The following is a 22,658-nucleotide window of genomic DNA, read 5'->3' on the forward strand; positions in this document are numbered from 1 at the left end:
AAAGCTCCGGTTCCGAAGAACGTTGTCTAGCGGCGTGAACGTTTAAGTTGGGTCTGATGCCGGATCCACGTGTTTGTTGCCGGGGTAGTCCACCCAACAACCATGATGACGGTCGCCGCGAGCCACAGGATGGCCACAAGTGGATTTTCTGTGAAGCCGAAAAGAGCCAAGACTCCAGCTACTGTAGCCAAGATCACCCCGACGATGCGCCACGCGTTGGAGCCAGTGATAATGAAAATCGCGGCAACAGAAAGCAGCGCGCAAAACACGAGGAGCCCGATACCCAATCCGCGCATCAGCCCTGACAAGGCATCGAAGCCACCCATACTGTCCACACTGCGGTGGAACTCATCAATCAGCTCCGCCGGCATCTCCTCAACGAGGACGCGTTCAAGCTGTTGCGGCGAGAGATTCGAAACCATAAACAGACCGAAGCTTGAAAGAAGACCGAGCGCGGACAAAACCCACGCGAGCACACAACCGGCGATCATGAGTCCGGGCCGGCGCATCGGCTGCTGCTGTTGTTGCCAAGAGTTGTTGACCGGCCAGCCGTTCTGGTCATAACCGGAACCTGGTTGCCCCCAGCCAGGTTGCGGATTCGAATCCCAGCCGTTCATAGCGTTGTAGTTACCCTGCCGCGGCTCAGACGCACTCTGCTCAGGCATAGGCTGCTGCGGATTCACCGGTGGGGGATAACTGCCCGGAGGAACATCCTCGCGCCGGACTCCGTAGCGAGGCTCATCCGGGGTGCCGCCAGCGGGTCCCTCAGGATTGCTACTTCGGTTAACGTCAGGGGTTTCGCTCATACCTCCATGCTACTGGTATGAGCGAAACCCCTTGAACCTTCCGTAACTCTCGAGGCAAAAACGCCGCAGTTACGGCATATGCGCAGCTGTTGGACTATGCGTTGTCTTTGATGAACTCCGCATCGATCTGTAGGCGGACCTTGTCTCCAACCATGACGCCGCCGGTTTCGAGTGCGGCATTCCACGTCAAACCGAATTCCTTACGGCTCAGCTCCGCGGTCGCCTCGCCACCGCAACGGGTAGCGCCCATCGGATCAGTTACCACGCCGGCGAATTCAACCTCAAGAGTCAAAGGCTTGGTGGTGCCGCGGAGAGTGAACTCGCCATCAACGGTCAAGGCGCTACCCTCGCCGCTGATCTTCGTGGAAACGAAGTGAGCCTTCGGATGGGTTGCCGTGTCAAAGAAGTCGGCAGAACGTAAGTGTTCGTCACGGCCCTCGTTTGACGTGTTAACAGAAGCGACATCGAGGGTTACTTCTAGCTTGGTGTCTTCCAAGCTCTCACCCACGGTCAGCACACCGGAATCGGCGGTGAAGCGGCCATGCGTGCGGGCGATTGCCGCGTGGCGAACCGAGAAACCAATCTCAGTGTGTGCAGCATCCAGATTCCAGGTGCCAGGTGTCAGGTTCAATGGAAGTGCGCTCATGGCGGCCTCTCCTTCATAAGTTCGAGTTCAGAAGACCAAACAGAACTTGATAGATCAACTGTTGATATATCAACTACTTTGGCTGAGCGAGGCTCACCTGTCCACCTAGAAGGAGCGGTTCAAGCCCTGGAGAGCTAAGAAAAACAACCTGAGCGTTCCCTGAATCTCCACCTGAGCGTTCCCTCTGAGACAATGGGGATTATGTCCCATGCTGTTGTCCACCTTGTCCGCCATGGTGAAGTCGAAAACCCTCACCGCGTGCTCTACGGGCGCCTGCCCGGATACGAACTTTCACAACGCGGCCACAACATGGCCCGCCTGGTCGCCGAACACTTCGCGGAACAAAAAGAACACGGAACCAACCTCGTCTCGCTCATCAGCTCACCACTGATCCGTGCGCAACAAACCGCGGCCCCCATCGCACAAGCACTCGGCCTACCCATCACAACCGAACCAGGAGTCATCGAAGCCGAATCCCAACTCGAGGGATACAGCAACATTAAGGACACCCTGCTCTCAACGCCACGCCTCTGGCCGCTCGTACGTAACCCACTGACACCATCGTGGGGAGAGCCTTACGCCCACCAAGCCACCCGTATGGCCCAAGCCATCAGCAAACACCGTGACCATGCAAACCAGCAACACGGGCCCGGCGCCAACATCGTGGTCGTATCCCACCAGCTACCCATCTGGGTCACCCGGCTAGCAACCGAAGGCCGCTCACTCGCGTTCAACGCATTCCGCCGCGAATGCACTCTGGCCTCGGTCACGTCCATCTCTTTCGACCGCAACGGTGCCGCCGTAGACCTCACCTATTCAGAGCCAGCAGCAGAACTCCTCCCAGGAACCATCAACGTTCCAGGGGCATAAACCATGAATCACACCGGAATGAACGCTCCACACACCCCGAACCCCCGCTACGGCCGCCGCGCCGTACTCGGGCTCATGCTCGCAACAGCAGCCGCAGGGCTCGCCGCATGCTCCACCGAATCCAGCGACCTCGCTAACCAAAACAAAGAAGGAAGCGGGAAAGGCTATGTTGCTGGCGACGGCTCCGTGAGCGAATACGCACCCGAAGACCGCGGCGAAGCAGTCGAATTCACCGGCACAACCTTCAACGGAACAGACATCGACGCCGCAACGTACGCGGAAGGCGACGTGCTGGTTTTGAACTTCTGGTACGCTGCGTGCTCCCCGTGTCGCGTGGAAGCCCCAGCACTGAAAGCCGTGGCAGACGAATTCAAGAACAAAGGCGTGACCTTCCTCGGCATCAACGTACGCGACGAAAAAGCCGCCGCAGAAGCGTTCGATAAAACCTTCAAAATCCCGTACGAATCCGTCCGCGACCTCGACGGCGGCGTACTGCTCGCGCTATCCCAATACGTTCCGCCGCAAGCGGTGCCCACAACACTCGTACTAGACCCAAACCGCCGCGTATCGGCACGGGTGCTGGGCGTTGTTGAAGAATCCACGCTGCGCGCCCTGATCAAAACCGCGCAAGAGACCCCCGCAGACGCCACATGATCAACACCGCACTGGCGGCGACAGCAGTCCCAGCAACCGCGGTCACGGCAACAACGGCCGCATCAACAGCAGGTAACCAAGCAGCCGCATCGATCGCCGACGGCTCGCTGCTGGTTGCGCTACCCATCGCCGCACTCGCAGGCCTCATCTCATTCCTTTCCCCGTGCGTGCTACCGCTTCTGCCCGGATACATGGGGTACGTGACCGGGCTGACCGGCATGGAACTCAACCAACACAAACGCGGCCGCGTCTTCGCAGGCATCGGCCTGTTCGTGCTGGGTTTCTCCGTAGTGTTCGTGCTAATCGGGGCGGTGTTCACGCGCGCCTACATCTGGATGATGCACGAAGGCCAATGGGTCACCCAAGCGCTCGGCGTTATTGTCGCCCTGCTGGGTGTTGTGTTCATGGGCGGTTTCGGCTTCATGCAACGCGAACGCCGCATCACCAAACGCCCGCCCGCCGGGCTATGGGGTGCACCCCTTCTAGGGATGACGTTCGCACTCGGCTGGGCACCCTGCATGGGCCCCACCCTGGCTGCCGCACTAGCCCTGACAACCGGACCCAACGCGAACGTCCCGCGAGGCGCGCTGATCACTTTCGTGTACTGCCTCGGGCTAGGCATCCCGTTCCTGCTCGTTGCGCTCGGCCTCTCCAAAGTCACACGCGCGGTGTCCTTCTTCCGCAAACACCAACTCGCCGTGATGCGTACCGGCGGCGTGATTCTGATACTCCTAGGGATAGTGATGGCCTCAGGCTTGTGGAACACGTGGATTACCGAACTGCAAAACTGGTTCGCTAACGAAGTGAGGTTGCCGCTGTGACCAAAAAGGATGCAGCGAAGAAAGCTGCGGCAAACGAGGCCGCCACGAAGAAAGCTAAGGCCAAGAAGAAAGCGAAGCAGCAGAAACAGCTGGCGCCAGCTCTCGGCCCGATCGGCATGATGCGGTGGGCATGGACCCAACTGACAACCATGCGCACCGCGATGGTCTTGCTGATGCTGCTCGCGGTAGCCGCGGTTCCAGGCTCCCTGTTCCCACAGCGCAACCAAGACCCACAGAGTGTGGCCCAGTACATCGCAGAGCACGAGGTCGCAGGCCCCATCCTGGACAAACTTCAGCTCTTCGATGTCTTCACATCCGTCTGGTTCTCAGCGATCTACCTGCTGCTGTTCGTTTCCCTCATCGGTTGCGTGATCCCACGCGCCCGCCAACACGCACGGGCAACGGTACGCCCGCCAGCACGCACACCAGTCCGTCTAAACCGGATGCCAGTCAACGGCGTCATCGAGCTGGAAGCCAACCAAGGCGATAGCGAAGAGATCGCGCAAACCCTGCGCAGCATCTTGCGTAAACGCCGCTACCGGACCTCCATAGAGGAAAACAAGGGGCAGGTCTCGGTTGCCGCTGAACGCGGCTACTTACGCGAATGGGGCAACCTCACGTTCCACGTCTCGCTGATCGGCGTGCTGATCGCCGTGGCGGTAGGTGGCCTGTTCGGATACAACGGGCAACGCATCATCGTGCAAGGGGAGGGGTTCACGAACACGTTGATCGCCTACGACCAGTTCTCCCCCGGGCAACGGTTCAAAGCTGAAAACCTGCAACCGTTCCAGCTGAAACTCAAGGATTTCAAGATCCAGTTTGACCGCCAAGAACGAGCGGACGGCAAATACGGGCAACCGATCGACTATGAAGCGAACCTGGATGTTCGCCACAGCCCCGATGCCGAATGGGTCACCGAAAAGCTCAAAGTCAATGAGCCGCTCCGCGTAGCCGGAACGGACATTTACTTGCTCGGTAACGGTTACGCCCCGATGATCACCGTGACAGACGGGGAAGGCAACGTCGCATTCTCCGGCCCCGTGGTTGCCCAACCACAGGACCCGTCCTACATGTCGCTCGTGGTTTTGAAGGTCCCTGACGCCAAGCCAACCCAGCTGGGTTTCCAGGGTTTCTTCCTCCCAACAACGGTGATGGGCGAGAACGGGGTTGCCTATTCAGGCGACCCGGAAGCGCTCGCACCATCCCTGAACCTGGACTCCTACTATGGCGACCTCGGCCTTGAGACCGGCGCCCCGCAGAACGTGTATGTGCTCAAAACCGAGAAGATGACCCAGCTGAACTCCCGCAAACTAGAGGCCGGCGGCATCGTGCTGGGACTGAACCCGCAGAACCGCGAATATAAGCTGCCGGAAGGTAAAGGGACCATCCGGTTTGATGGGCTGAAGCGGTTCATCGGCATCGAGGTCCACCATGATCCGGGCAAGCCGTGGTTGCTCGGGTTCTCGATGCTCGCAGTGGCCGGCCTATTGGCCTCTCTGTTCATTCCGCGCCGCCGCGTATGGTTCAAGGTTTCAGACCCCGATGAGGCCGGCAAGCGTAGAATTGAGTATGCACTCCTAGCGCGCGGTGAAGACCCGCGCCTGCAGACTGAAGCGGAAGCGTTGGTGAAGGCTGTTTCCGGCCGGTACACGCTCGCTGAGTGAATGCAGTAGCTGAGGCATTTCAGCGGCTGAGTGAGGGTGCTGATCACCGAGAGAACGGATGACTGTGACGACTATGTTTTCTTATCTCCCCGCGTATACCCCTAAAGGGGAGTTGAACCTTTCTTTGGGTTCAACCTCCGAGCTGCTGATGCTTTTGGCGGCGATGGCATACTCGGTGACGTTCGTGGTGTTCGCCTACGACTTGGTGCGTTCCTCTCAGACGATTCAGGACATCGAGAAGTCCCTTGTTAAGCAGGAGAAGCGTGCCTTAGCCGCCGCGGCAGCAAACAAGGGCTCCGCTGGGTCTGTCGCGCTCGCCGAACGTGAAGACAAGGAAGAAACCGGCCGTATCCGGCACCGCAACGCGACGGTGGATGGTCAGCTCGTCGATGACGACATGGACTATGACGAGAAAGCACCAACCCGTCGCTTGGCTCGGGTTGCTATCGCTTTGATGTGGCTTTCGTTCGCGATCCATGCGGCCGCTGTGGTGACGCGTTCGATCGCAGCGCAGCGCGTCCCGTGGGGCAACATGTACGAGTTCATGACCACGGGCGCACTCGTGGTCGTTGCGGTGTATCTGGTTGCGCTCATGATCAAAGACATCCGGTTCATGGGTGTGTTCATCTCTGGCTTGGTCGTTGCGATGATGTGTTCGGCCACCATTGCGTTTCCAACTCCCGTTCAGCACCTGCAGCCGGCGCTACAGTCGCCGTGGCTCATCATTCACGTTTCGATCGCGGTCCTGGCTTGCGCATTGTTCACGTTGACCTTCGCGATGGCTGTTCTGCAACTCATTCAGTCGCGCCGCCAGGCTGCTTTGATCGCCGGCCGTGAGGACAAGCTTCCGTGGCTGCGGTTGGTTCCTTCCGCCGTGACCCTTGAGAACGTCGCCTACCGCATCAACGCGGTCGCATTCGTGGCCTGGACCCTGACCTTGATCCTCGGGGCGGTGTGGGCTAACGAAGCGTGGGGCCGCCCGTGGGGGTGGGACACCAAGGAAGTCTGGACCTTCATCATCTGGGTTGTCTACGCAGGCTACCTGCACGCGCGAGCAACTCGCGGCTGGACCGGCGACCGCTCCGCATGGCTGAGCATCATCGGCTACGGATGCATCATCTTCAACTTCACAGTGGTGAACACCGTGTTCGCGGGCCTGCACTCCTACGCAGGGATCTAGAAACCCTTCACCGCCCGTGGGCTGCTGACGCGACGCGCTTAGCTCGCACCAGTAACGACGTGTGGCCGGGGCTTCCGTACTGGAAGCTCCGGCCACACGTTTTGTGTATTGCGTGTTCTCTTGGGTTATGCAGAGTGAGGAATGGGCTTGCGCTTACGGACCACCACGATGCCGATGACCGCTAGTGATACCGCTAGAACGAGGTCCACAGGAGTGACGAAGTAGGCGTCATAGAGGACCTGTTCTGCAACGAAGAGTGCGCACCGCAGAACCGCCAGGACTGCCACGGTAGCCACAAGAGCCGGGGCGTAGCTGGTCTTATCGCGCGCCATGAGCGCTACCGCAATGAACGGGATAATCAGCGAGATACCCCAAAGGGTGAGCATGATGCCCCGCGGCGGAAGCGCAGAGCTCACAATGATAATCAGCAGGAACACGTGATACACAGCCGGCGCGAAAAGAAGCGCGGCCATCGTTTTAGAATTCACTTAGCTGCCGTCCCAGTTTGCGGTCGCAGTCAATACAGCTGACTGATAGATGTGGGTTGCCCCGTTGCAGTGACTTCTGCCTAGCGTGCCAGCGGGATAGAAGTATGCGCAGTTGGTCCGCAGGTTGGCACCGAAACGATAGTCATGCATCCTTCGCTCATTACGCTTCTGCTCAAGGTTCATCGGCTTCTTCCTGGTTTCCTCGATCCCCAGGTCATGAATCGCGCAAGGGCCACGGAAGTCTGCTTTGAACCACTGATCAGGTGACCAGGTGCAATAGTCGTGAAGTGACTTCGGCTTGCACCAGTGTGGGCAGTACCTGTAGTGGCTAGGGACAGTCACGAGGTGGGCAGACGTGGTGCGAGGATCCGGTCCCACCGATGAGCGCAGGCGCTCAGACGCCTTGGTGTTATCGAACGAGAATGACACGGAGCCAGACATTTCCTTGTTCGATTTCTTGATGGAAGCTGACGCCTCTTTGATGATGAGCTCACTGTTGTCACTGATGACACCGGTGGCTAGCGCTTCGGCTTTCTCTGAAGTGTAGGTTAGGCCGAGGCCTTCGGGAGTCGAGGTCAACGTCCATGGGATTTTGCTGCCGTCAGCTCCCAGAACTACTGGTGCGAATTCTTTTGTTTCCCCATTGCATGTGAGTTTCACGCTACCGCTTTTCGCTGGAAGGTTCCCTTTCACTGTGCAGCCGTCGGGTAGATCGTACTGCAGGGAAACTTTCGCTTTAGGTTCGCTGACCATGGTCTCGAAGATCACCAGGTCTTCCGCGAGCCCGCTAGCATCTGTAGGGGCCAGGGTGATGGTGTCCTCTTGTTGGACACTATTGGATGATTCTTGCTGAACACTATTGATTGGTTCCGCTTGATTAATGGGTTCCGCCTGAGCGGAAGGCAAGACCGCCAGAGAAGTGCTGAGCGCTGTAATAGATAGGACTGCCCAGACTCGAGAAGGTTTTTTCATGATGCCTCTTTAGTTTGGTAAGTAATCCACATCACCTGGTGGTGATGCAGATCACGCTACCGCTGGGCCTCAAAGGAAACCAGAGTTAGTCAGCAAGAATCGTGAAAACTATAGTTAATCAAAGCCAATTCTAAAATAGCTTAGATTCATAACGCCTAAAGATGTTGCTAGTCGGACAGGGCCATCGAATAACTAGCTGTCTGAGTTGCCTTGGTCGGTATGGTTTTTGCGTCGGAACTGTTCCTCGTATGGATTCTCCCGCGTCTCAAAGAACGGGGATTCCTCCAGGTGCAGGCCCGCCTCTTTATCGCGTCGATCACCGCGCATCAGCCACACGATGAACGTCGCGAAAATCGCGATCAAAACTAGAACGCCCACAGCCCCCAAAATCACCGGCAGCCACGTCGGCTGGCTATCGGTGACCGGTCCATCGTAATGGGTGGGATTGAACGGCAACCACACAGAAGGGAACAACACGGTAAGCGCGATCATGGCCGTTCACCGCCATCGGAATCCTCAATGTCGCCTGGCTGGCCGCTGCCTGGCTGGCCGCTGCCCGGCTGGCCGTCGTCGCGCTGACCAGGGCCTGAACTATCACGGTGAGGGTTAACAGCTTCGGCGTTGCCGCGCTGGCGATCACGTTCGGCGGCCTGCTCCCGCTCACGCAACGCGGCCTCACGCGCTTCAAGTTCCTTCTCACGGCGCAACGCATCCTGCCGCATCTTCTTGCGGTCACGCTCAAGGTTCAACCGTTCAAGGAAAGCCGCATCATCATCCGGGCCCTGCCCGCGAGGAGTAGGCACCGGCGCGGTCTTATCCGAACCCAACGTCAACCACAGCACCGCTCCAACCGCTGGCAACACGATGATCGCAGCGATCCACACACCCTTCGGTAACGAACGCACACGATGCTGAGGCGTGCCGATCGCGTTGAACAACGCGTACAGAATGAAAACAAGAACCAGCGGAACGATGAAGACGAGCCAACGCATACCGTCCATTCTAGTTTGCGCTCAGTACGGGCACCCCGCTGCTCACCTATAGACTAGAGCGGTGAAGGTTTTTTGGATGGGTCTGATCCGCGCCGTCATCCTGATCGGCGTCTCGATGCTCGTGTACTATTTTTTCGCGTTCAACCGCTGGCCGGTCGGTGGGGCGATCGCGTCCGTAGTGGTAGGCGCGGTCTTCTCGTTCGCCGTGACGTTCCTCTTCATGAACAAAGCACAAGCTGAAGCGAGCCAACAATTCCGCCGCGCACTCAACCGGCGCAAAGCCGAAACCAAAACCGCCGGTGTAGCGCCTGAGGCGGACGCAGCAAGCGACGAACACGTTGAAGATGCATACCTCGGCGCCCAAGAAGAGGGCGCCCAGGAAGAAGACGGCGTGCGGGGCAGCGACGGCGAAAAAGACGAAGGCGTGCCAGAGAGCACACCCCGCCAGAACAAGGCCGATACCACTGACCTCGCAGACCGCTGAACTACACGTATAAACAGCCTTAAACTGCGCGGCCGCGGCATCAACTCCTCGTTGATCCGCGGCCGTCGCCGTATCCCGCGGTTAGGCCATCAAAAGCTTATGCAACACGAGCGCAAGCGAGAACAGCACAGCGAAAACCACCTGGATCAGGCTCGTTTTAGCCAACGCAGGGATGAGGTCGCGGCGGTCTTCGGCAGTCAGGACCGCCGCACATGGCTTGAACGCAACCACGAACGTCAATAACACCACAAAGAACCACACGTTCGTGACAAACCCGAGTGCCACCGGCCCCACGATCGAAACAACGATCATCAGAACATAGACCAACCGCGCAAGACGATCCCCAAGACGCACCGCCAACGTCCGCTTCCCGGCAACACGGTCAGTCGGTAGGTCGCGGATGTTGTTGACCATCAGCAAGGCGGTCGCGATCAACCCAACCGAAATCGCGCCAAGCCAGGAATGCCCAGACAAATAACCCAACTGGGTGTAGGTTGTCCCGACGGTTGCTACGAGCCCAAAGAAAATGAAGACAAACAGCTCGCCCAAACCCAGGTAACCATACGGGTTCTTACCACCCGTATAACCCCACGCGGCCGCGATCGCGAGCGCCCCCACGATCAACAAAACCCACGTCTGTGTCATCCACACAAGCCCCAGGCCCGCCAGGGCCGCGAGCCCGAAGCATAGGAACGAGGCGTACTTGACCGCCCGCGGGCTCGCCGCACCAGACCCGGTGAGCCGGAACGGACCCACACGCTCGCTATCGGTGCCGCGCACGCCATCGGAATAGTCGTTGGCGTAATTCACACCGATCTGTAGCAGCAGCGAGACCACCAGGGCAAGCAACGCCGGAATCCACTTGACCGTACCCGAAGCCGCGAAACCAGCCGCGACACCCACCAGCACCGGTGAAACAGCCATCGGCAACGTCCGGAGGCGGGCGCCAGAGATCCATTGTGAGGCAGTGGCCACGAAGAACGAGGTCCTTTCGATAGGAGAGCGGGCGGACATACCCGCCCGCTAGCTAGACTAGCGCGCTTAAACGCGAAACAGCGGTTTGACGGTCCGGTTTGTGATTACTTAACCGCGGGACCGCATCAGTCTGGATCACGACGCGGGGCACAGCAACCGCTGAAACCTGCCGCCTCACAACCGTTGCGATCTCTTCCTCGGTTGCATCCCCGGAATAGATGAGCCCTACTGTTTGCCCCCACTCAGGATGGGGGACCGGAACCACGATGGCTTCACGAACCGACGGCATCGACTCGATCGCCGCGAGAATCCGAGCAGCAGACACCTTAACGCCGCCGGTGTTGATGACGTCATCGACCCGGCCGCGGATCTGGAGCGTTCCATCAGGCAGCAACGTGCCGAGGTCATCCGTGACATACCAACGCATCGGCCGGGCGTGCTTCAAACGAGGGTCAGGGGAGTAGGTCGCGAAATGCTGTTCGGTACGTTCAGGGTCCCCGATATACCCCGTGGCGACCTGCGGTCCACCAAGGCTCACCCGGCCCGCGGAATCGATCGAGATTGAAACACCCGGCAACGGCTTTCCGTCATACACGCACCCACCGCAGGTTTCTGCCGAACCGTACGTCAAAACGACCGGGACGCCCAACTCGCGTGCCCTTTGGAGCGTGGCCGGCGGGGTAGCGCCTCCACCCACCAGAACCGCTGTATAGCGTTTGAGCGCCTCTACGCCCTGGGGTGATTCCAACAAGCGCGTCAACTGAGTAGGTACGAGCGATGTCAACAGCGGCGGGTGCGAGGAAGAGGCGTTCGCGCCTGCTGAGCCTGTCGCTTGCGGGTGTGCCGGTTGGGAGCGCGCGGTTTGGGCAAGCCTTTCTGTCGCTTCGGCGAAAGCCTCAACCGTGAAGCGCCAACGCAGGTCCATCGTCACCAGCGCGGTGCCCGCGAGTACGGCACGCGAAACCACTGCAAGCCCAGCAACATAATGCAAAGGCAGAGCAAGCAACCAATGGCCCGAACCAATCCGCTGAGAAGTCGCGGCAGCTGAAGCCTTGAGCGCCTCAGCGCCTAAACCGGTGCGCTTCGGCATCCCGGTAGAGCCCGATGTGCGGATCACCGCCGCCGTACCCTCCGGCGCATCTTCCGGATGCTCGACCACGAACGGGATACCGGCTTCCGTGCTTGTGCCAGCGGTGCCGGTAATGGAGCCAGCGGGCGCCTCAACGATCTCGACCGCAGGGCCAGTACCATCCAGCGCGGCGGCGAGCCTTGCACGCACGTCCGCTACAGCATCTGCGAACTCATGCCCCGCATCGTCAGGCAAGACAGACACCGGATCAGAAATAGTACGGGTGAGCCGACCAGTCCGGGTCACGCTTCTCAAGGAACGCGTCCCGGCCCTCAACGGCCTCATCCGTCATATAGGCAAGGCGCGTGGCCTCGCCAGCGAAAACCTGCTGACCCGCGATGCCGTCATCGACCGCGTTGAACGCGAACTTCAACATGCGGATAGCCTGCGGGGACTGCCGCGCAATATCCGCGGCATACTCCAACGCGACCTTCTCAAGCTCGGCATGCGGAACCGCCACGTTCACCGCGCCGGCATCCACCATGTCTTGAGCCGAATACTCGCGAGCCAAGAAGAAAATCTCGCGCGCCTTCTTCTGCCCAATCTGGCGCGCCAACAACGCCGAACCATAACCGGCATCAAACGAACCAACAGTGGCATCCGTCTGTTTGAACTTACCGTGCTCAGCCGAGGCGATCGTCAAATCCGCAACCACATGCAACGAATGACCGCCACCAGCAGCCCAGCCGTTGACGACCGCGATCACGACCTTCGGCATCGTGCGGATCAGACGCTGAACCTCAAGAATATGCAGGCGGCCTGCGCGCGCAGGGTCGATCGTCTCCCGCGTCTCACCCGCGGCATAACGGTAACCATCACGGCCGCGAATACGCTGATCCCCACCCGAGCAGAACGAATGGCCACCGTCCTTAGGTGACGGGCCGTTACCCGTGAGCAGCACGGTTCCCACATCGCCAGTCATCCGAGCGTGATCCAACGCCCGGTACAACTCATCAACCGTCCCCGGACGGAACGCGTTACGCACCTCAGGACGGTCAAACGCAATCCGGACCGCACCCAGATCACGCACAATGCCGCCCTTGGCATCCCGCTCAACCTGGCGGTGATACGTGATGTCCTGGAAATCGAAACCCTCAACAACACGCCACGCGTTCGGGTCGAAAACGTCAGAAACCTTCTCAGGCAAAACGGAATCTTGATCAGTCACACGCCCAGTCTAGTTGACACAACACACAGCCGCCGGGCGCGCAGAAAAGCCGCAGAGGCTAGACCGTGACCCCGGACTGCAGTAGCGCCCACCACGCGAACCCGAATATAGCGAGGTGATACGTGACCATCACAGCCACCGAGTTCGTTTGATCCCGGCTCACAAACTGCTTCCACCCCAGCAGTGCATCCGAAACATAGAACAAAAGGGCCGCCCCAATAACCCACCAGCCACCAGGCTGACGAACATGAAGGGAAGCCGCCATAACCATCACTGAAATCAACACGATATAGAACGTGACCACCAGGCCCAGCCGGTCACGATGCGCGGCCCGAATCAACCGAATCCCCACAGCTAGGAAGCCAGCCACCACCACTACCGCGGCAACCCCCAGGCCAGTCCAGCCGCCCTCGGGGATCCCCGGCACAGAGTTCTGCTGAACCGGCCCAGCCCACGCACGCCACGCCAACGTCACCGCCAAAACGGTCTGCGCCCCCGCGAACGCCAACGCACCATACATGAAACGCCCGCGGTCCAACAGCAAAAGATCGCCCAGCAACGCCAAACACAGTGCACCCGCCACAAACGTTGCCGCCCACGCCGGATGCGGACGAGCCAACCCCGTCAACACCACGCTCGCCGTCAGCAACGCAGGAACCGAGGCCTTCGTGACCCAACGCCACGTATCATCAGTACGCGGAGTCAGAATCCAGTCCACAACCGCGACAACCCCGGCAAGGACGAAACAGACAATGGCTATAAGCGACATTCAGAACGCTCCTAGACGTCCAAAACGAACAGGCTCGACGTCGCGCTAGCCAGCAGCGTCCCGTCTTCTGCAAATAGCTTGCCAGTAGTCACCGCAACCGAGCGGCCAGACTTCTCCACCTCACCCACAACACGTAACACACCCGAGGCCAACGTGACAGGCCGAAGCATCCGCACATGCAGATCCATCGTCGTGAAAGCGTGCCCGGGGCGGGATACCGTATCCGCAGCCAGGCCGCACGCGTTATCCAAAAGACTCGAAATGAAACCGCCATGTCCCGAACCGATCTTGTTCAGAAACTCTGGCTTCATCTGGCATGTCAGCTCCACTGCGCCCTCGCGGGCATCCACCAAACGCACCCCCAACAACTGGTTATACGGGGCCGGCTCGATATCACCATTGATCTGAGTGTGCAACACCTCAAGACCCGAACGAGTGATATGGAGATCGCGGTGTTTGGAATCTTCTAAAGCCATGAAACCTAGTTTAGGCGGCGCAGAGGCCTAGCTATTTCTCGGTGAACTACTACTCCTCGGCAGGGCATGGCTCAGCGACGGTTCACTGCTCCTCGACGAACTCCGGCTCCTCCACCGTTGCGTTGTCCGAGCGGTTACGAGCCAAACGGTCAACGATCATCGCGATGGCGCCATCGCCGGTCACATTCGCTGCCGTACCGAAGGAATCCAGCGCGATGTAGGTAGCGAACATCAACCCGATCTGGGCCTCGTTGAAGCCCAACATCGAACCCAACAAACCGGATGCGGCAGCGATCGCGCCACCGGGAACACCCGGGGCGGCGATCATCATGACACCCAACATCAAAACGAACGGCAAATACTGCCCGAACCCGGTGTCCACACCCGAAAGCATCATGACAGCCAACGAGAACAGAACGATCTTCACCATCGAACCCGAAAGGTGGATCGTTGCACACAACGGGATCACAAAGTTACACACCGGATCCGAAATCTTGTTCTTCCTAGCTGCCTCAATCGTGACCGGAATCGAGGCGGCACTCGAAGCCGTCCCCAAAGCCGTCACATACGCCGACCGCATATTCCACAGCGAACGCAGCGGGCTGCGCCCCGCAACAGCACCAGCGATCAGATACTGAAGAACCAGAACCGCCAACGTCAAAACTAACGCGACCAAAGCAACCAGCAAGAAGTTTCTGACCACATCGCCCACAGCACCCGAAAGGGTCAGGTCCATGAAAATACCGAAAATGAACAACGGGAGACCAGGGATGATGATGTTGCGGATCAGCTTGTCCACAATCTTGCGGAAATCAATCGCCGCATCGAGCAAAGCATTCGACTTGATCGCCGTAAGCCCCAAACCCAGAATGAACGCCAAAACCAGCGCCGGCAAAACCTCAATAGCTGGCGGCAACACGATCTCCGGAACCACCGGCTCCTCGGAAGCCTGCTGAACAATCGCGAAATAAGGGTTAATGTCCGCGCTCGCCTCGCCGATCCTCGGGGCATCACCGCCCAAGAATAACGGGAACACCGAATGAGCCACCGCATAAGCCAACAAACCGGCAGCGATCGTGGAACCATAAGCGATCCCAGCCGTCATCCCCAAAAGCTTGCCCGCTCCACGACCCAACTCAGCGATCGCCGGTAACACCAGGCCCAGAATGATCAGAGGGATCGCGAACGTCAGAATCCCCGAAAACAGCGAGTTGTACGTCATGAAAACCCGGGCAAGCCAGCCCGGCATAATCGAGGCCCGCTCAGCCCCCTCACCATAGGTCGGTAACGAAAACGCGATGCTCGCCGCAATAGCGAGCAACACCCACACCAGCAAAGGGATTCGACGCAACACAGACATGATTCCTTCTAACAATTGGAGCAACGAGCCGCCTGCGGTCAGCCTACTCACAATGATGCCGAATAGTCACAGATCTCCCACTGCGCCGCGGCTCGTGAAACACTTGAAGAAAACACCCATGACACCGTGGCAGTGAATCCTCTACCCAAGGTGTGAACCCTCTACTAAAGGAGAACCATGACTGAAGCGATGCTGGTGGGCGGCGTACGTACTCCCGTTGGACGCTACGGAGGTGCACTGTCCTCTGTCCGTCCCGACGATATGGCAGCCCTCGTCATCAAAGAAGCCATCGAGCGTGCAGGCATCGACCCAGAAGTAGTCGACGAAGTCATCCTCGGCAACGCCAACGGTGCAGGCGAAGAAAACCGCAACGTAGCCCGCATGGCATGGCTGCTCAACGGCTACCCAGACTCCGTGCCAGGCATCACCGTCAACCGCCTGTGCGCATCGGGCATGTCCGCGATCGCGATGGCAACCCAGATGATCAAAGCCGGCGACGCCGACATCGTGGTTGCCGGCGGTGTTGAATCGATGTCGCGCGCCCCATGGGTCATGGAGAAACCAGCCAAGGCTTTCGCAACCCCAGGCAAGGTCCACGACACCTCGATCGGCTGGCGCTTCCCGAACCCTAAGTTCCTCTCCGGTGAACTCTCCCGCGACGGCAAATTCACCTACTCCATGCCAGAAACCGCGGAAGAAGTTGCACGCCAGTACAACATCTCCCGCGAAGACGCCGACGTATTCGCCGCCGCATCCCACGAAAAAGCGCTCGCCGCAATCGAAGCCGGCCGCTTCAAAGACGAAATCGTCCCGGTCTCCGTATTCGACCGCAAAGGCAATGAAACCGTCGTGGACACCGACGAAGGCCCACGCCCAGGCTCGACCCCAGAGGTGCTCGCCAAGCTGCGCCCAGTCGTCAAGGGCGGGGAAGTCGTGACCGCAGGTAACGCATCCAGCCTCAACGACGGCGCATCCGCGATCATCGTCGCCTCCGAAGAAGCCGTCAAGAAATACGGCCTCAAGGCACGCGCACGCGTCGTATCCAACGCCGCCGCCGGCCTCGCGCCGGAAATCATGGGTATGGGTCCAGTCCCATCCACCCGCAAGGCACTCAAAAAAGCCGGCCTTGAGATTTCCGACCTTAAAGCAGTCGAAATCAACGAAGCCTTCGCAAGCCAGTCGCTCGCCTCAATCCGTGAACTCGGCCTCGATCCAGAGATCGTCAACCGCGACGGCGGCGCGATCGCACTCGGCCACCCACTCGGATCCTCCGGCGCGCGCATCGTCATCACCCTCCTGGGGCGCATGGACCGCGAACTCGGCGAAACCGAAGGCCGCAAACTCGGCCTAGCAACCCTGTGCATCGGCGTAGGCCAGGGGCAAGCGATCATCGTGGAGGCCGTCTAAACCATGAGCTTCGACGCAACGGGCTTCACGGCCCTTGAGATCACCGAAAGCGAAGACCGCGTTGTAGCACGCATGAATCGCCCAGAGGTTCTCAACGCGATCGACCAAACCATGGTCGACGAGTTCCATACCCTGTGCGGATACCTCGAACGCACCCCGAAGATCCTCATCATCACCGGGGTAGAAGCCAACGAAGAAACCGGCCAGAGGGGTATCTTCGCATCCGGCGCCGACATCGCCCAGCTACGCGAACGCCGCCGCGAAGACGCCCTCGCCGGCATCAACTCGCAGATCTTCTCCCGCATCCACCGGCTCCCGATGCCAGTGATCGCAGCGATCGACGGTTTCGCACTCGGCGGCGGCGCCGAACTCGCCTACGCGGCCGACTTCCGCATCGCGACCCCTAAAGTCAAGATGGGGCAGCCAGAAACCAACCTCGGCATCACCGCGGCGGCAGGTGCGCTGTGGCGGCTCAAAGAACTCGTGGGCGAACCAACCGCGCTCGAACTGATCCTCGCAGGCCGCATCCTCAACGCAGAGGAAGCGCTCGAACTCAAGCTCGTGACCGAACTCCACGAACCATCCGAACTCATGGCTGGCGCCCACGCGCTCGCCGACCGCATCGGAAAGCAAGACCCGCTCGCGGTCCGGATCTCCAAGCGCGTGTTCACGATGCCGCGGGACGCCCACCCTGCCGTCGATGAGCTCGCCCAAGCGATCCTGTTCGAATCCCAAGCGAAGTTCGACCGCATGCAAGCGTTCCTTGATCGCAAGAAGAAGAAGTAGAAGGTTGCAACGTAGATGAGCGATTTTCCAGCACAAGTTGGTGTGATCGGTGGCGGCCGTATGGGGGCCGGCATCGCGCATGGTTTCTTGACCTCCGGCAGCGAGGTCATCGTCATCGAAGCGAATGACGATGCGGCCAAGGCGGCAACTGAACGCGTCGCTACCTCGGTCCAGAAGTCGATCGACCGCGGCCTGGACGGCAGCGTTGATGACTGGATGGCTAAGTTCAGCGTCTCCACGGACAAGGCTGACCTTGCAGGCCGCGAGCTCGTCGTTGAGGCTGTTCCGGAGATCTGGGATCTGAAGGTCCAGACTCTCCAGGACGCCGAGAAGAACATGGACGAGACCGCGGTTTTGGCCTCGAACACGTCCTCGCTCTCGATCGACGGGCTCGCTAAGGAACTGGCCCGCCCAGGCCGTTTCCTGGGCCTGCACTTCTTCAACCCCGTTCCAGCGTCCAAGCTGATCGAGGTTGTTGTAGGCCAGCAGACTGACGAAGAGCTCGTGGACGCGGCACGCGGCTGGACCGAAGGGCTCGGCAAGACCGCGGTTGTGGTCAAGGACGCCCCAGGTTTTGCGTCCTCGCGCCTCGGTGTCGCCTTAGCGCTCGAAGCGATGCGCATGGTCGAGGCCGGCGTGGCATCCGCCGAGGACATCGACAACGCGATGGTGCTCGGCTACGGGCACGCATCCGGCCCGCTCAAGACCACCGACATCGTGGGCCTGGACGTGCGCCTTGGTATCGCCGAATACCTCGAAGAAACCCTAGGTGAGCGTTTCGCTCCGCCGCAGATCATGCGTGACATGGTTGAGCGCGGTGAACTCGGCATGAAGTCCGGCAAGGGCTTCTACGACTGGAGCAAGAAATAAACGAACGCTCCCGGCGGGCGCGTGAGCGCGTGCTAGCTAACAACTGATCAACGATGCGGGTCCGGTAGTAACCGGGCCCGCATCGTTGTTTAACGGCGCTGTGACGGTGCGTTTGCGCCGCCAGAGAAGTTTCGCCTTGTGAGTGATCTGCGACTCATGCGCTGGTAGTCTGGTAAGGAAAACTGACCGATCGTTCAGGAAAGGGATGTTGCATCCTTATGAGCACTTCCACGGTGACCGACGTTCTGCCAAGTTACGCTTGCGACGAATGGTGGACCCCGGCTGCTGAAGCCAAAGCAACCCCGGTATATGATGCATCGACCGGTGAGGCTATTGGCTCCGTCTCCGCAGAGGGCCTCGACCTTGAAGCCATGATCCACCATGCCCGCACAGTGGGGCAGAAGAACCTCTCCGAGCTGACGCTGCACGAACGTGCACTGATTCTGAAGCAGCTCGCCCAGTACCTTCAGGCCAACCGTGAAGAAATGGACCGCCTGAACCTCACGACGGGTGCCACCGCTCGTGACGGCATGATCGATATCGACGGCGGTATCGGTACGCTCTACACGTTCTCATCCAAGGGCCGCCGCGAGCTGCCGAACTCGAACGTGATCGAAGAAGGCCCCGTCGAGGTCCTCTCGCGTGACGGCTCCTTCCTTGGAACACACATCATGCAGGCCCTGCCGGGCGTGGTGGTGCAGATCAACGCGTTCAACTTCCCGGTGTGGGGCTTCCTTGAGAAGTTCGCTCCGGCCTTCGTTGCGGGCATGCCGACCATCGTGAAGCCAGCAACCCCGTCGGCTCAGCTGACCGTTGAGGTCGTGCGCCAGATGATCAACTCTGGGCTGCTCCCGAAGGGCTCGCTGCAGCTCATCACGGGATCGGCACGCACTGTGATCGATCACCTCGACTACCGCGACATCGTCGCGTTCACGGGTTCGGCCAGCACCGCTCACGCGTTGCGTGAGCATCCGAACGTGACCCGCGGCGGGGTCCGCTTCACCGCGGAGACTGACTCGCTCAACGCAGCGATCCTCGGTACTGACGCGACCGAAGGATCCCCTGAGTTTGAGGCTTTCGTCAAGGCCGTTGCCGTTGAGATGACCGCTAAGGCCGGCCAGAAGTGCACCGCTGTACGCCGCATCTTCGTTCCGAAGGGCCTCAAGGGCGCAGTTGTGAAGGCGCTTGGCGCTGAGCTGGATAAGCGCGGCAAGGTCGGCGATCCGCGCGTTGAGGAAACCCGTATGGGTGCCCTGGTTTCGATGGATCAGCTCAAGGACGTCCGTGGCGCGGTCCAGAAGCTCATCGACGCCGGCGCGAAGGTCGCCTACGGAACCCCGGAAAGCGCTGACGATGCGTTGGTTGCCGAAGGCGGCAAGGTTGAGGACGGCGCGTTCATGTCGCCAGTCATCCTCGACTTCGAGGACGCCGAGACCCCTGAGCTCCACTCGGTTGAGGCTTTCGGCCCGGTCTCCTCGATCGCCGAATACGAAGACGCAGCTTCCGCGGTACGTTTGGCCGCGATGGGCGAGGGCTCCCTGGTTGCGACCGTGTGCTCGAACAACCCGGAGATCGTCGCCGAGGTTTCCAAGGGCATCGCTGGCCACCACGGCCGTGTGCACGTGCTCAACCGTGACACGATGAAGACCTCGACCGGCCACGGCTCCCCGGTTCCACACTTGATCCACGGCGGCCCGGGCCGCGCTGGTGGCGGCGAAGAGCTCGGTGGCGTGCGCGCTATCAAGCACCACATGTCCCGCACCGCACTGCAGGGATCCCCAGACATGCTGACCGCCGTGACAGGCGTGTGGCACACCGGGGCGGAACAACGCCTGGCTGGCGACCCAGAGTTCGGCGGCTCGGACAAGTACCGCCACCCATTCCGCATCCCGCTCAACGAACTTCGTGTGGGGGATGGCTTCGCATCGGGTCTGCGTAAGGCAACCCGCCAGGAGATCACCGACTTCGCGAACACGACCGGTGACACCTTCTACGCGCACACCAACGACGAGGCGGCGGAAGCCAACCCGTTCTTCCCGGGCATCGTCGCTCACGGCTACCTCTTGGTCTCTTGGGCGGCGGGCCTGTTCGTGGAGCCTAAGCCGGGCCCAGTGCTGGCTAACTACGGCCTCGAGAACCTCCGCTTCATCACCCCGGTGGGCATCGATGACTCGGTGCGTGTGACCCTGACCGCCAAGCGCATCACTCCGCGCGTGACCGACGAATACGGCGAGGTCGCGTGGGATGCTGTGCTACACAACCAGAACGGTGACATCGTGGCAACCTACGATGTGCTGACCCTGGTCGAGAAGGAAAACACGACCTATAAAGACTGGAAGTAACCTTCCCTAGACACACGTAAGGGGCGTGCCAGCCAGCTAGCTGGCACGCCCCTTCAACGTTCAAGTCCGCTTAGTAGGCACCGTGGCTTTGCCGCTTAGTAGGCGCGACGGCTTCGCCGCTTAGTAAGCCTTGTGGCGCTGCGGGACCTTGAGGTGGATCAGCGCGAACTGGCCGCCTTCAACGGTTTCCACGGCGTTCTTGACGGCCTCTGGGAGCTGGTCGTTGGTTTCAACGAGGAACCCCTTACCGCCGAAAGCATCCGCCATTTTCGCGAAGTTCGGGTTCTTCAACTGGGTACCGGATACACGCTCTGGGTATTGGCGTTCCTGGTGGGTGCGGATGGTGCCGTATTCGGCGTTGTCCATCACCACCACGAGGATCGCGGCGTTGTACTGGGCGGCAGTTGCGAGCTCTTGGCCGTTCATGAGGAACTCGCCGTCACCTGCGATGGTCACGACGAAGCGCTCTGGCTTATCCAGTTTGGCGGCCACCGCGGATGGGATCGAATACCCCATTGAGCCGTTGCGTGCGGAGATCATCGCGGTATAGAACTCGGTAGGGAAGTAGCGGTGCGCCCAGTTGGTGTGCTCGCCGGCGCCCAGGGTCACCATCGCGTTCTCCGGCAGTGCTGGGACCAGGTGCGCCATGAGGGCATCCATCGTGGCTTGTTCGTTGCGGGTCGAGGCCTCCGGCAGGGTAGCGAACTTCTCCTGTTCGCCGCGCATGCGCTGGGTGAACGCCTTCCATTCGGGCTTCACATCCAGATCCATGCGGACGAGGTCGCGCACGAACGTGTCTGGTTTAGCGACGATCTGGTGGGTCACTGGGCCGGAGCGGCCGCGCAGCGACGGGTCGATTGAGACGATGAAGTTTTTCTGTTCCCAGTTCTGGCGGATGTTGAACCCGTCGGTGATGACGTCGCCCGGCACGGTTCCGACGAACACGAGCAGGTCGGTCTCTTCGAGCAGATCGTAGGTGGGGCGTGGCCGGCCGTAGCCGATCGGTCCAACATAGGACGGGGAAGAGAACGGCACGAGGCCTTCGCAGCGCCATTCGGCGGCCGCGGCGAGCTGGTGGTCTTCAAGCCACGCGGTGAACGTCTTGGCGCCTTCCTCGCTCCAGTCGTTACCGCCGAACACGAACAGCGGCTTTTCCGATTCCAGCAGCGCGGACTTCAGCGATTTCCAGTCCTCAACCGTCATACCGCCGGTTGCCACTGGGATCGGTGGGTGCACTGGAACGGAGACTTTCTCGCGGATCACATCTTCCGGCAGACCTACGACGACCGGGCCAGGGCGACCAGAAACCGCGGCGAACATCGCCTCGGCTACGATCTCGGAGGCACGCTCAGGATGGTCGAGGACCATGACACGCTTGGCGCCGGTACCGAACCACGCCTTAGGGTCGAACTCCTGGAACGCCTCGCGGTCCCGGTGCTGGAACGGGACCAAACCAACGAACAATACGAGCGGGGTCGAATCCTGCCATGCGGTGTGAAGGCCGACGTGTGCGTTAGCTGCGCCGGGCCCGCGGGTCACCATCGCGACACCGGGGACCTGGTTGAGCTTGCCTTCTGCCTCAGCCATGTAGGTTGCCCCACCTTCGTGGCGGCACACGATGCTTTCGATACCGGAGTTGTAGAGCCCGTCGAGCACATCGAGGTAGCTTTCACCCGGGACCACGTAGGTGCGTTCTACACCGTGGGCCTTGAGTGATTCGACGATGAGGTGGCCAGCAGATTGCTCAACTGCCTGCGGCTTGGACATAGAGACCTCCCACTAGGTGTTCCTGCCACCGG

At 60.1% G+C, this 22,658-nt stretch carries 23 protein-coding genes; 10 read left to right on the forward strand and 13 right to left on the reverse strand.

Features of this window, described 5'->3' with window-relative positions:
• Positions 1 to 26: 26 nt before the first annotated feature.
• Both MHJ63_RS02100 and MHJ63_RS02105 read right to left on the reverse strand, forming a co-directional pair.
• Complete coding sequence (locus MHJ63_RS02100; RefSeq protein WP_239446034.1) at positions 27 to 665, reverse strand: hypothetical protein; 639 nt, start codon at positions 663 to 665, stop codon at positions 27 to 29.
• Between the two features lie 235 nt (positions 666 to 900).
• Entirely contained in the window at positions 901 to 1,452 is a 552-nt protein-coding gene (locus MHJ63_RS02105; RefSeq protein ID WP_239446035.1) for a YceI family protein, read from the reverse strand.
• Positions 1,453 to 1,653: 201 nt separating this feature from the next.
• Here MHJ63_RS02105 and MHJ63_RS02110 point away from each other — a divergent pair, with 201 nt between their 5' ends.
• Genes MHJ63_RS02110 through ccsB form a run of 5 tightly spaced genes read left to right on the forward strand, consistent with a single transcriptional unit; the run spans position 1,654 to position 6,641 of the window.
• The gene (locus MHJ63_RS02110; RefSeq protein ID WP_239446036.1) at positions 1,654 to 2,322 is read left to right on the forward strand and encodes a histidine phosphatase family protein; all 669 of its coding nucleotides are present in this window, start codon (positions 1,654 to 1,656) and stop codon (positions 2,320 to 2,322) included.
• A gap of 18 nt (positions 2,323 to 2,340) precedes the next feature.
• Positions 2,341 to 2,976: a TlpA family protein disulfide reductase gene (locus MHJ63_RS02115; protein WP_052048761.1), complete on the forward strand. Its 636-nt coding sequence runs from the start codon at positions 2,341 to 2,343 to the stop codon at positions 2,974 to 2,976.
• Positions 2,973 to 3,797 carry a cytochrome c biogenesis CcdA family protein gene (locus MHJ63_RS02120; RefSeq protein WP_239446037.1) on the forward strand — a complete coding sequence of 275 codons (825 nt, stop codon included), beginning with the start codon at positions 2,973 to 2,975 and terminating at the stop codon, positions 3,795 to 3,797. The genes MHJ63_RS02115 and MHJ63_RS02120 overlap by 4 nt, the downstream gene beginning before the upstream one ends.
• Complete coding sequence (gene resB / locus MHJ63_RS02125; RefSeq protein ID WP_083285446.1) at positions 3,794 to 5,461, forward strand: cytochrome c biogenesis protein ResB; 1,668 nt, start codon at positions 3,794 to 3,796, stop codon at positions 5,459 to 5,461. Before MHJ63_RS02120 ends, resB begins: the two co-directional genes overlap by 4 nt.
• 58 nt (positions 5,462 to 5,519) lie before the next feature.
• A complete protein-coding gene (gene ccsB / locus MHJ63_RS02130) occupies positions 5,520 to 6,641 on the forward strand; it encodes a c-type cytochrome biogenesis protein CcsB (protein ID WP_239446038.1) in 1,122 nt (373 codons plus the stop codon).
• A gap of 125 nt (positions 6,642 to 6,766) precedes the next feature.
• Here the strand turns inward: ccsB and MHJ63_RS02135 are convergent, their stop codons facing one another.
• From MHJ63_RS02135 to MHJ63_RS02150, 4 genes are all read right to left on the reverse strand, one after another.
• Entirely contained in the window at positions 6,767 to 7,129 is a 363-nt protein-coding gene (locus tag MHJ63_RS02135) for a hypothetical protein (RefSeq protein WP_156961834.1), read from the reverse strand.
• A complete protein-coding gene (locus MHJ63_RS02140) occupies positions 7,130 to 8,101 on the reverse strand; it encodes a phospholipase A2 (protein ID WP_239446039.1) in 972 nt (323 codons plus the stop codon). It lies immediately after the preceding gene.
• A 192-nt stretch (positions 8,102 to 8,293) separates the two neighbouring features.
• Positions 8,294 to 8,593, reverse strand: a complete 300-nt coding sequence (locus MHJ63_RS02145) for a hypothetical protein (protein ID WP_239446040.1) — start codon at positions 8,591 to 8,593, stop codon at positions 8,294 to 8,296.
• Complete coding sequence (locus tag MHJ63_RS02150) at positions 8,590 to 9,093, reverse strand: PLD nuclease N-terminal domain-containing protein (RefSeq protein WP_052048763.1); 504 nt, start codon at positions 9,091 to 9,093, stop codon at positions 8,590 to 8,592. Before MHJ63_RS02150 ends, MHJ63_RS02145 begins: the two co-directional genes overlap by 4 nt.
• A gap of 76 nt (positions 9,094 to 9,169) precedes the next feature.
• Between MHJ63_RS02150 and MHJ63_RS02155 the strand changes: the two genes are divergently transcribed.
• On the forward strand, positions 9,170 to 9,577 hold the full coding sequence (locus MHJ63_RS02155) for a hypothetical protein (RefSeq protein WP_035757882.1): 408 nt from the start codon (positions 9,170 to 9,172) through the stop codon (positions 9,575 to 9,577).
• Between the two features lie 81 nt (positions 9,578 to 9,658).
• Here the strand turns inward: MHJ63_RS02155 and MHJ63_RS02160 are convergent, their stop codons facing one another.
• From MHJ63_RS02160 to MHJ63_RS02185, 6 genes are all read right to left on the reverse strand, one after another.
• Entirely contained in the window at positions 9,659 to 10,552 is an 894-nt protein-coding gene (locus MHJ63_RS02160) for a 1,4-dihydroxy-2-naphthoate polyprenyltransferase (RefSeq protein WP_035758235.1), read from the reverse strand.
• 52 nt (positions 10,553 to 10,604) lie between these two features.
• Positions 10,605 to 11,927, reverse strand: a complete 1,323-nt coding sequence (locus MHJ63_RS02165) for an AMP-binding protein (RefSeq protein ID WP_239446041.1) — start codon at positions 11,925 to 11,927, stop codon at positions 10,605 to 10,607.
• The gene (locus MHJ63_RS02170; RefSeq protein ID WP_239446042.1) at positions 11,890 to 12,849 is read right to left on the reverse strand and encodes a 1,4-dihydroxy-2-naphthoyl-CoA synthase; all 960 of its coding nucleotides are present in this window, start codon (positions 12,847 to 12,849) and stop codon (positions 11,890 to 11,892) included. Before MHJ63_RS02170 ends, MHJ63_RS02165 begins: the two co-directional genes overlap by 38 nt.
• Before the next feature lie 58 nt (positions 12,850 to 12,907).
• Positions 12,908 to 13,618 (reverse strand): lysoplasmalogenase family protein, encoded by a 711-nt coding sequence (locus MHJ63_RS02175; RefSeq protein ID WP_239446043.1) that lies wholly within the window; start codon positions 13,616 to 13,618, stop codon positions 12,908 to 12,910.
• A gap of 11 nt (positions 13,619 to 13,629) precedes the next feature.
• On the reverse strand, positions 13,630 to 14,094 hold the full coding sequence (locus tag MHJ63_RS02180; protein ID WP_070490288.1) for a PaaI family thioesterase: 465 nt from the start codon (positions 14,092 to 14,094) through the stop codon (positions 13,630 to 13,632).
• A gap of 82 nt (positions 14,095 to 14,176) precedes the next feature.
• A complete protein-coding gene (locus MHJ63_RS02185) occupies positions 14,177 to 15,454 on the reverse strand; it encodes a dicarboxylate/amino acid:cation symporter (protein WP_239446044.1) in 1,278 nt (425 codons plus the stop codon).
• A gap of 177 nt (positions 15,455 to 15,631) precedes the next feature.
• Between MHJ63_RS02185 and MHJ63_RS02190 the strand changes: the two genes are divergently transcribed.
• The 4 genes from MHJ63_RS02190 (at position 15,632) to paaZ (ending at position 20,859) form a co-directional block, all read left to right on the forward strand.
• On the forward strand, positions 15,632 to 16,861 hold the full coding sequence (locus MHJ63_RS02190) for a thiolase family protein (RefSeq protein WP_239446045.1): 1,230 nt from the start codon (positions 15,632 to 15,634) through the stop codon (positions 16,859 to 16,861).
• Between the two features lie 3 nt (positions 16,862 to 16,864).
• Positions 16,865 to 17,647: an enoyl-CoA hydratase/isomerase family protein gene (locus tag MHJ63_RS02195; protein WP_239446046.1), complete on the forward strand. Its 783-nt coding sequence runs from the start codon at positions 16,865 to 16,867 to the stop codon at positions 17,645 to 17,647.
• A gap of 15 nt (positions 17,648 to 17,662) precedes the next feature.
• Positions 17,663 to 18,517, forward strand: a complete 855-nt coding sequence (locus MHJ63_RS02200; RefSeq protein ID WP_239446047.1) for a 3-hydroxyacyl-CoA dehydrogenase family protein — start codon at positions 17,663 to 17,665, stop codon at positions 18,515 to 18,517.
• Positions 18,518 to 18,735: 218 nt separating this feature from the next.
• Complete coding sequence (gene paaZ / locus MHJ63_RS02205; protein WP_239446048.1) at positions 18,736 to 20,859, forward strand: phenylacetic acid degradation bifunctional protein PaaZ; 2,124 nt, start codon at positions 18,736 to 18,738, stop codon at positions 20,857 to 20,859.
• Between the two features lie 120 nt (positions 20,860 to 20,979).
• On the opposite strand, the gene MHJ63_RS02210 is transcribed toward paaZ, so the two are convergent.
• Positions 20,980 to 22,626, reverse strand: coding sequence for a thiamine pyrophosphate-dependent enzyme (locus tag MHJ63_RS02210; RefSeq protein WP_239446049.1), 1,647 nt, complete (start codon positions 22,624 to 22,626; stop codon positions 20,980 to 20,982).
• Positions 22,627 to 22,658: the final 32 nt, after the last annotated feature.

The organism is Pseudoglutamicibacter albus, from assembly GCF_022346425.1.
Classification (GTDB): domain Bacteria; phylum Actinomycetota; class Actinomycetes; order Actinomycetales; family Micrococcaceae; genus Pseudoglutamicibacter; species Pseudoglutamicibacter albus.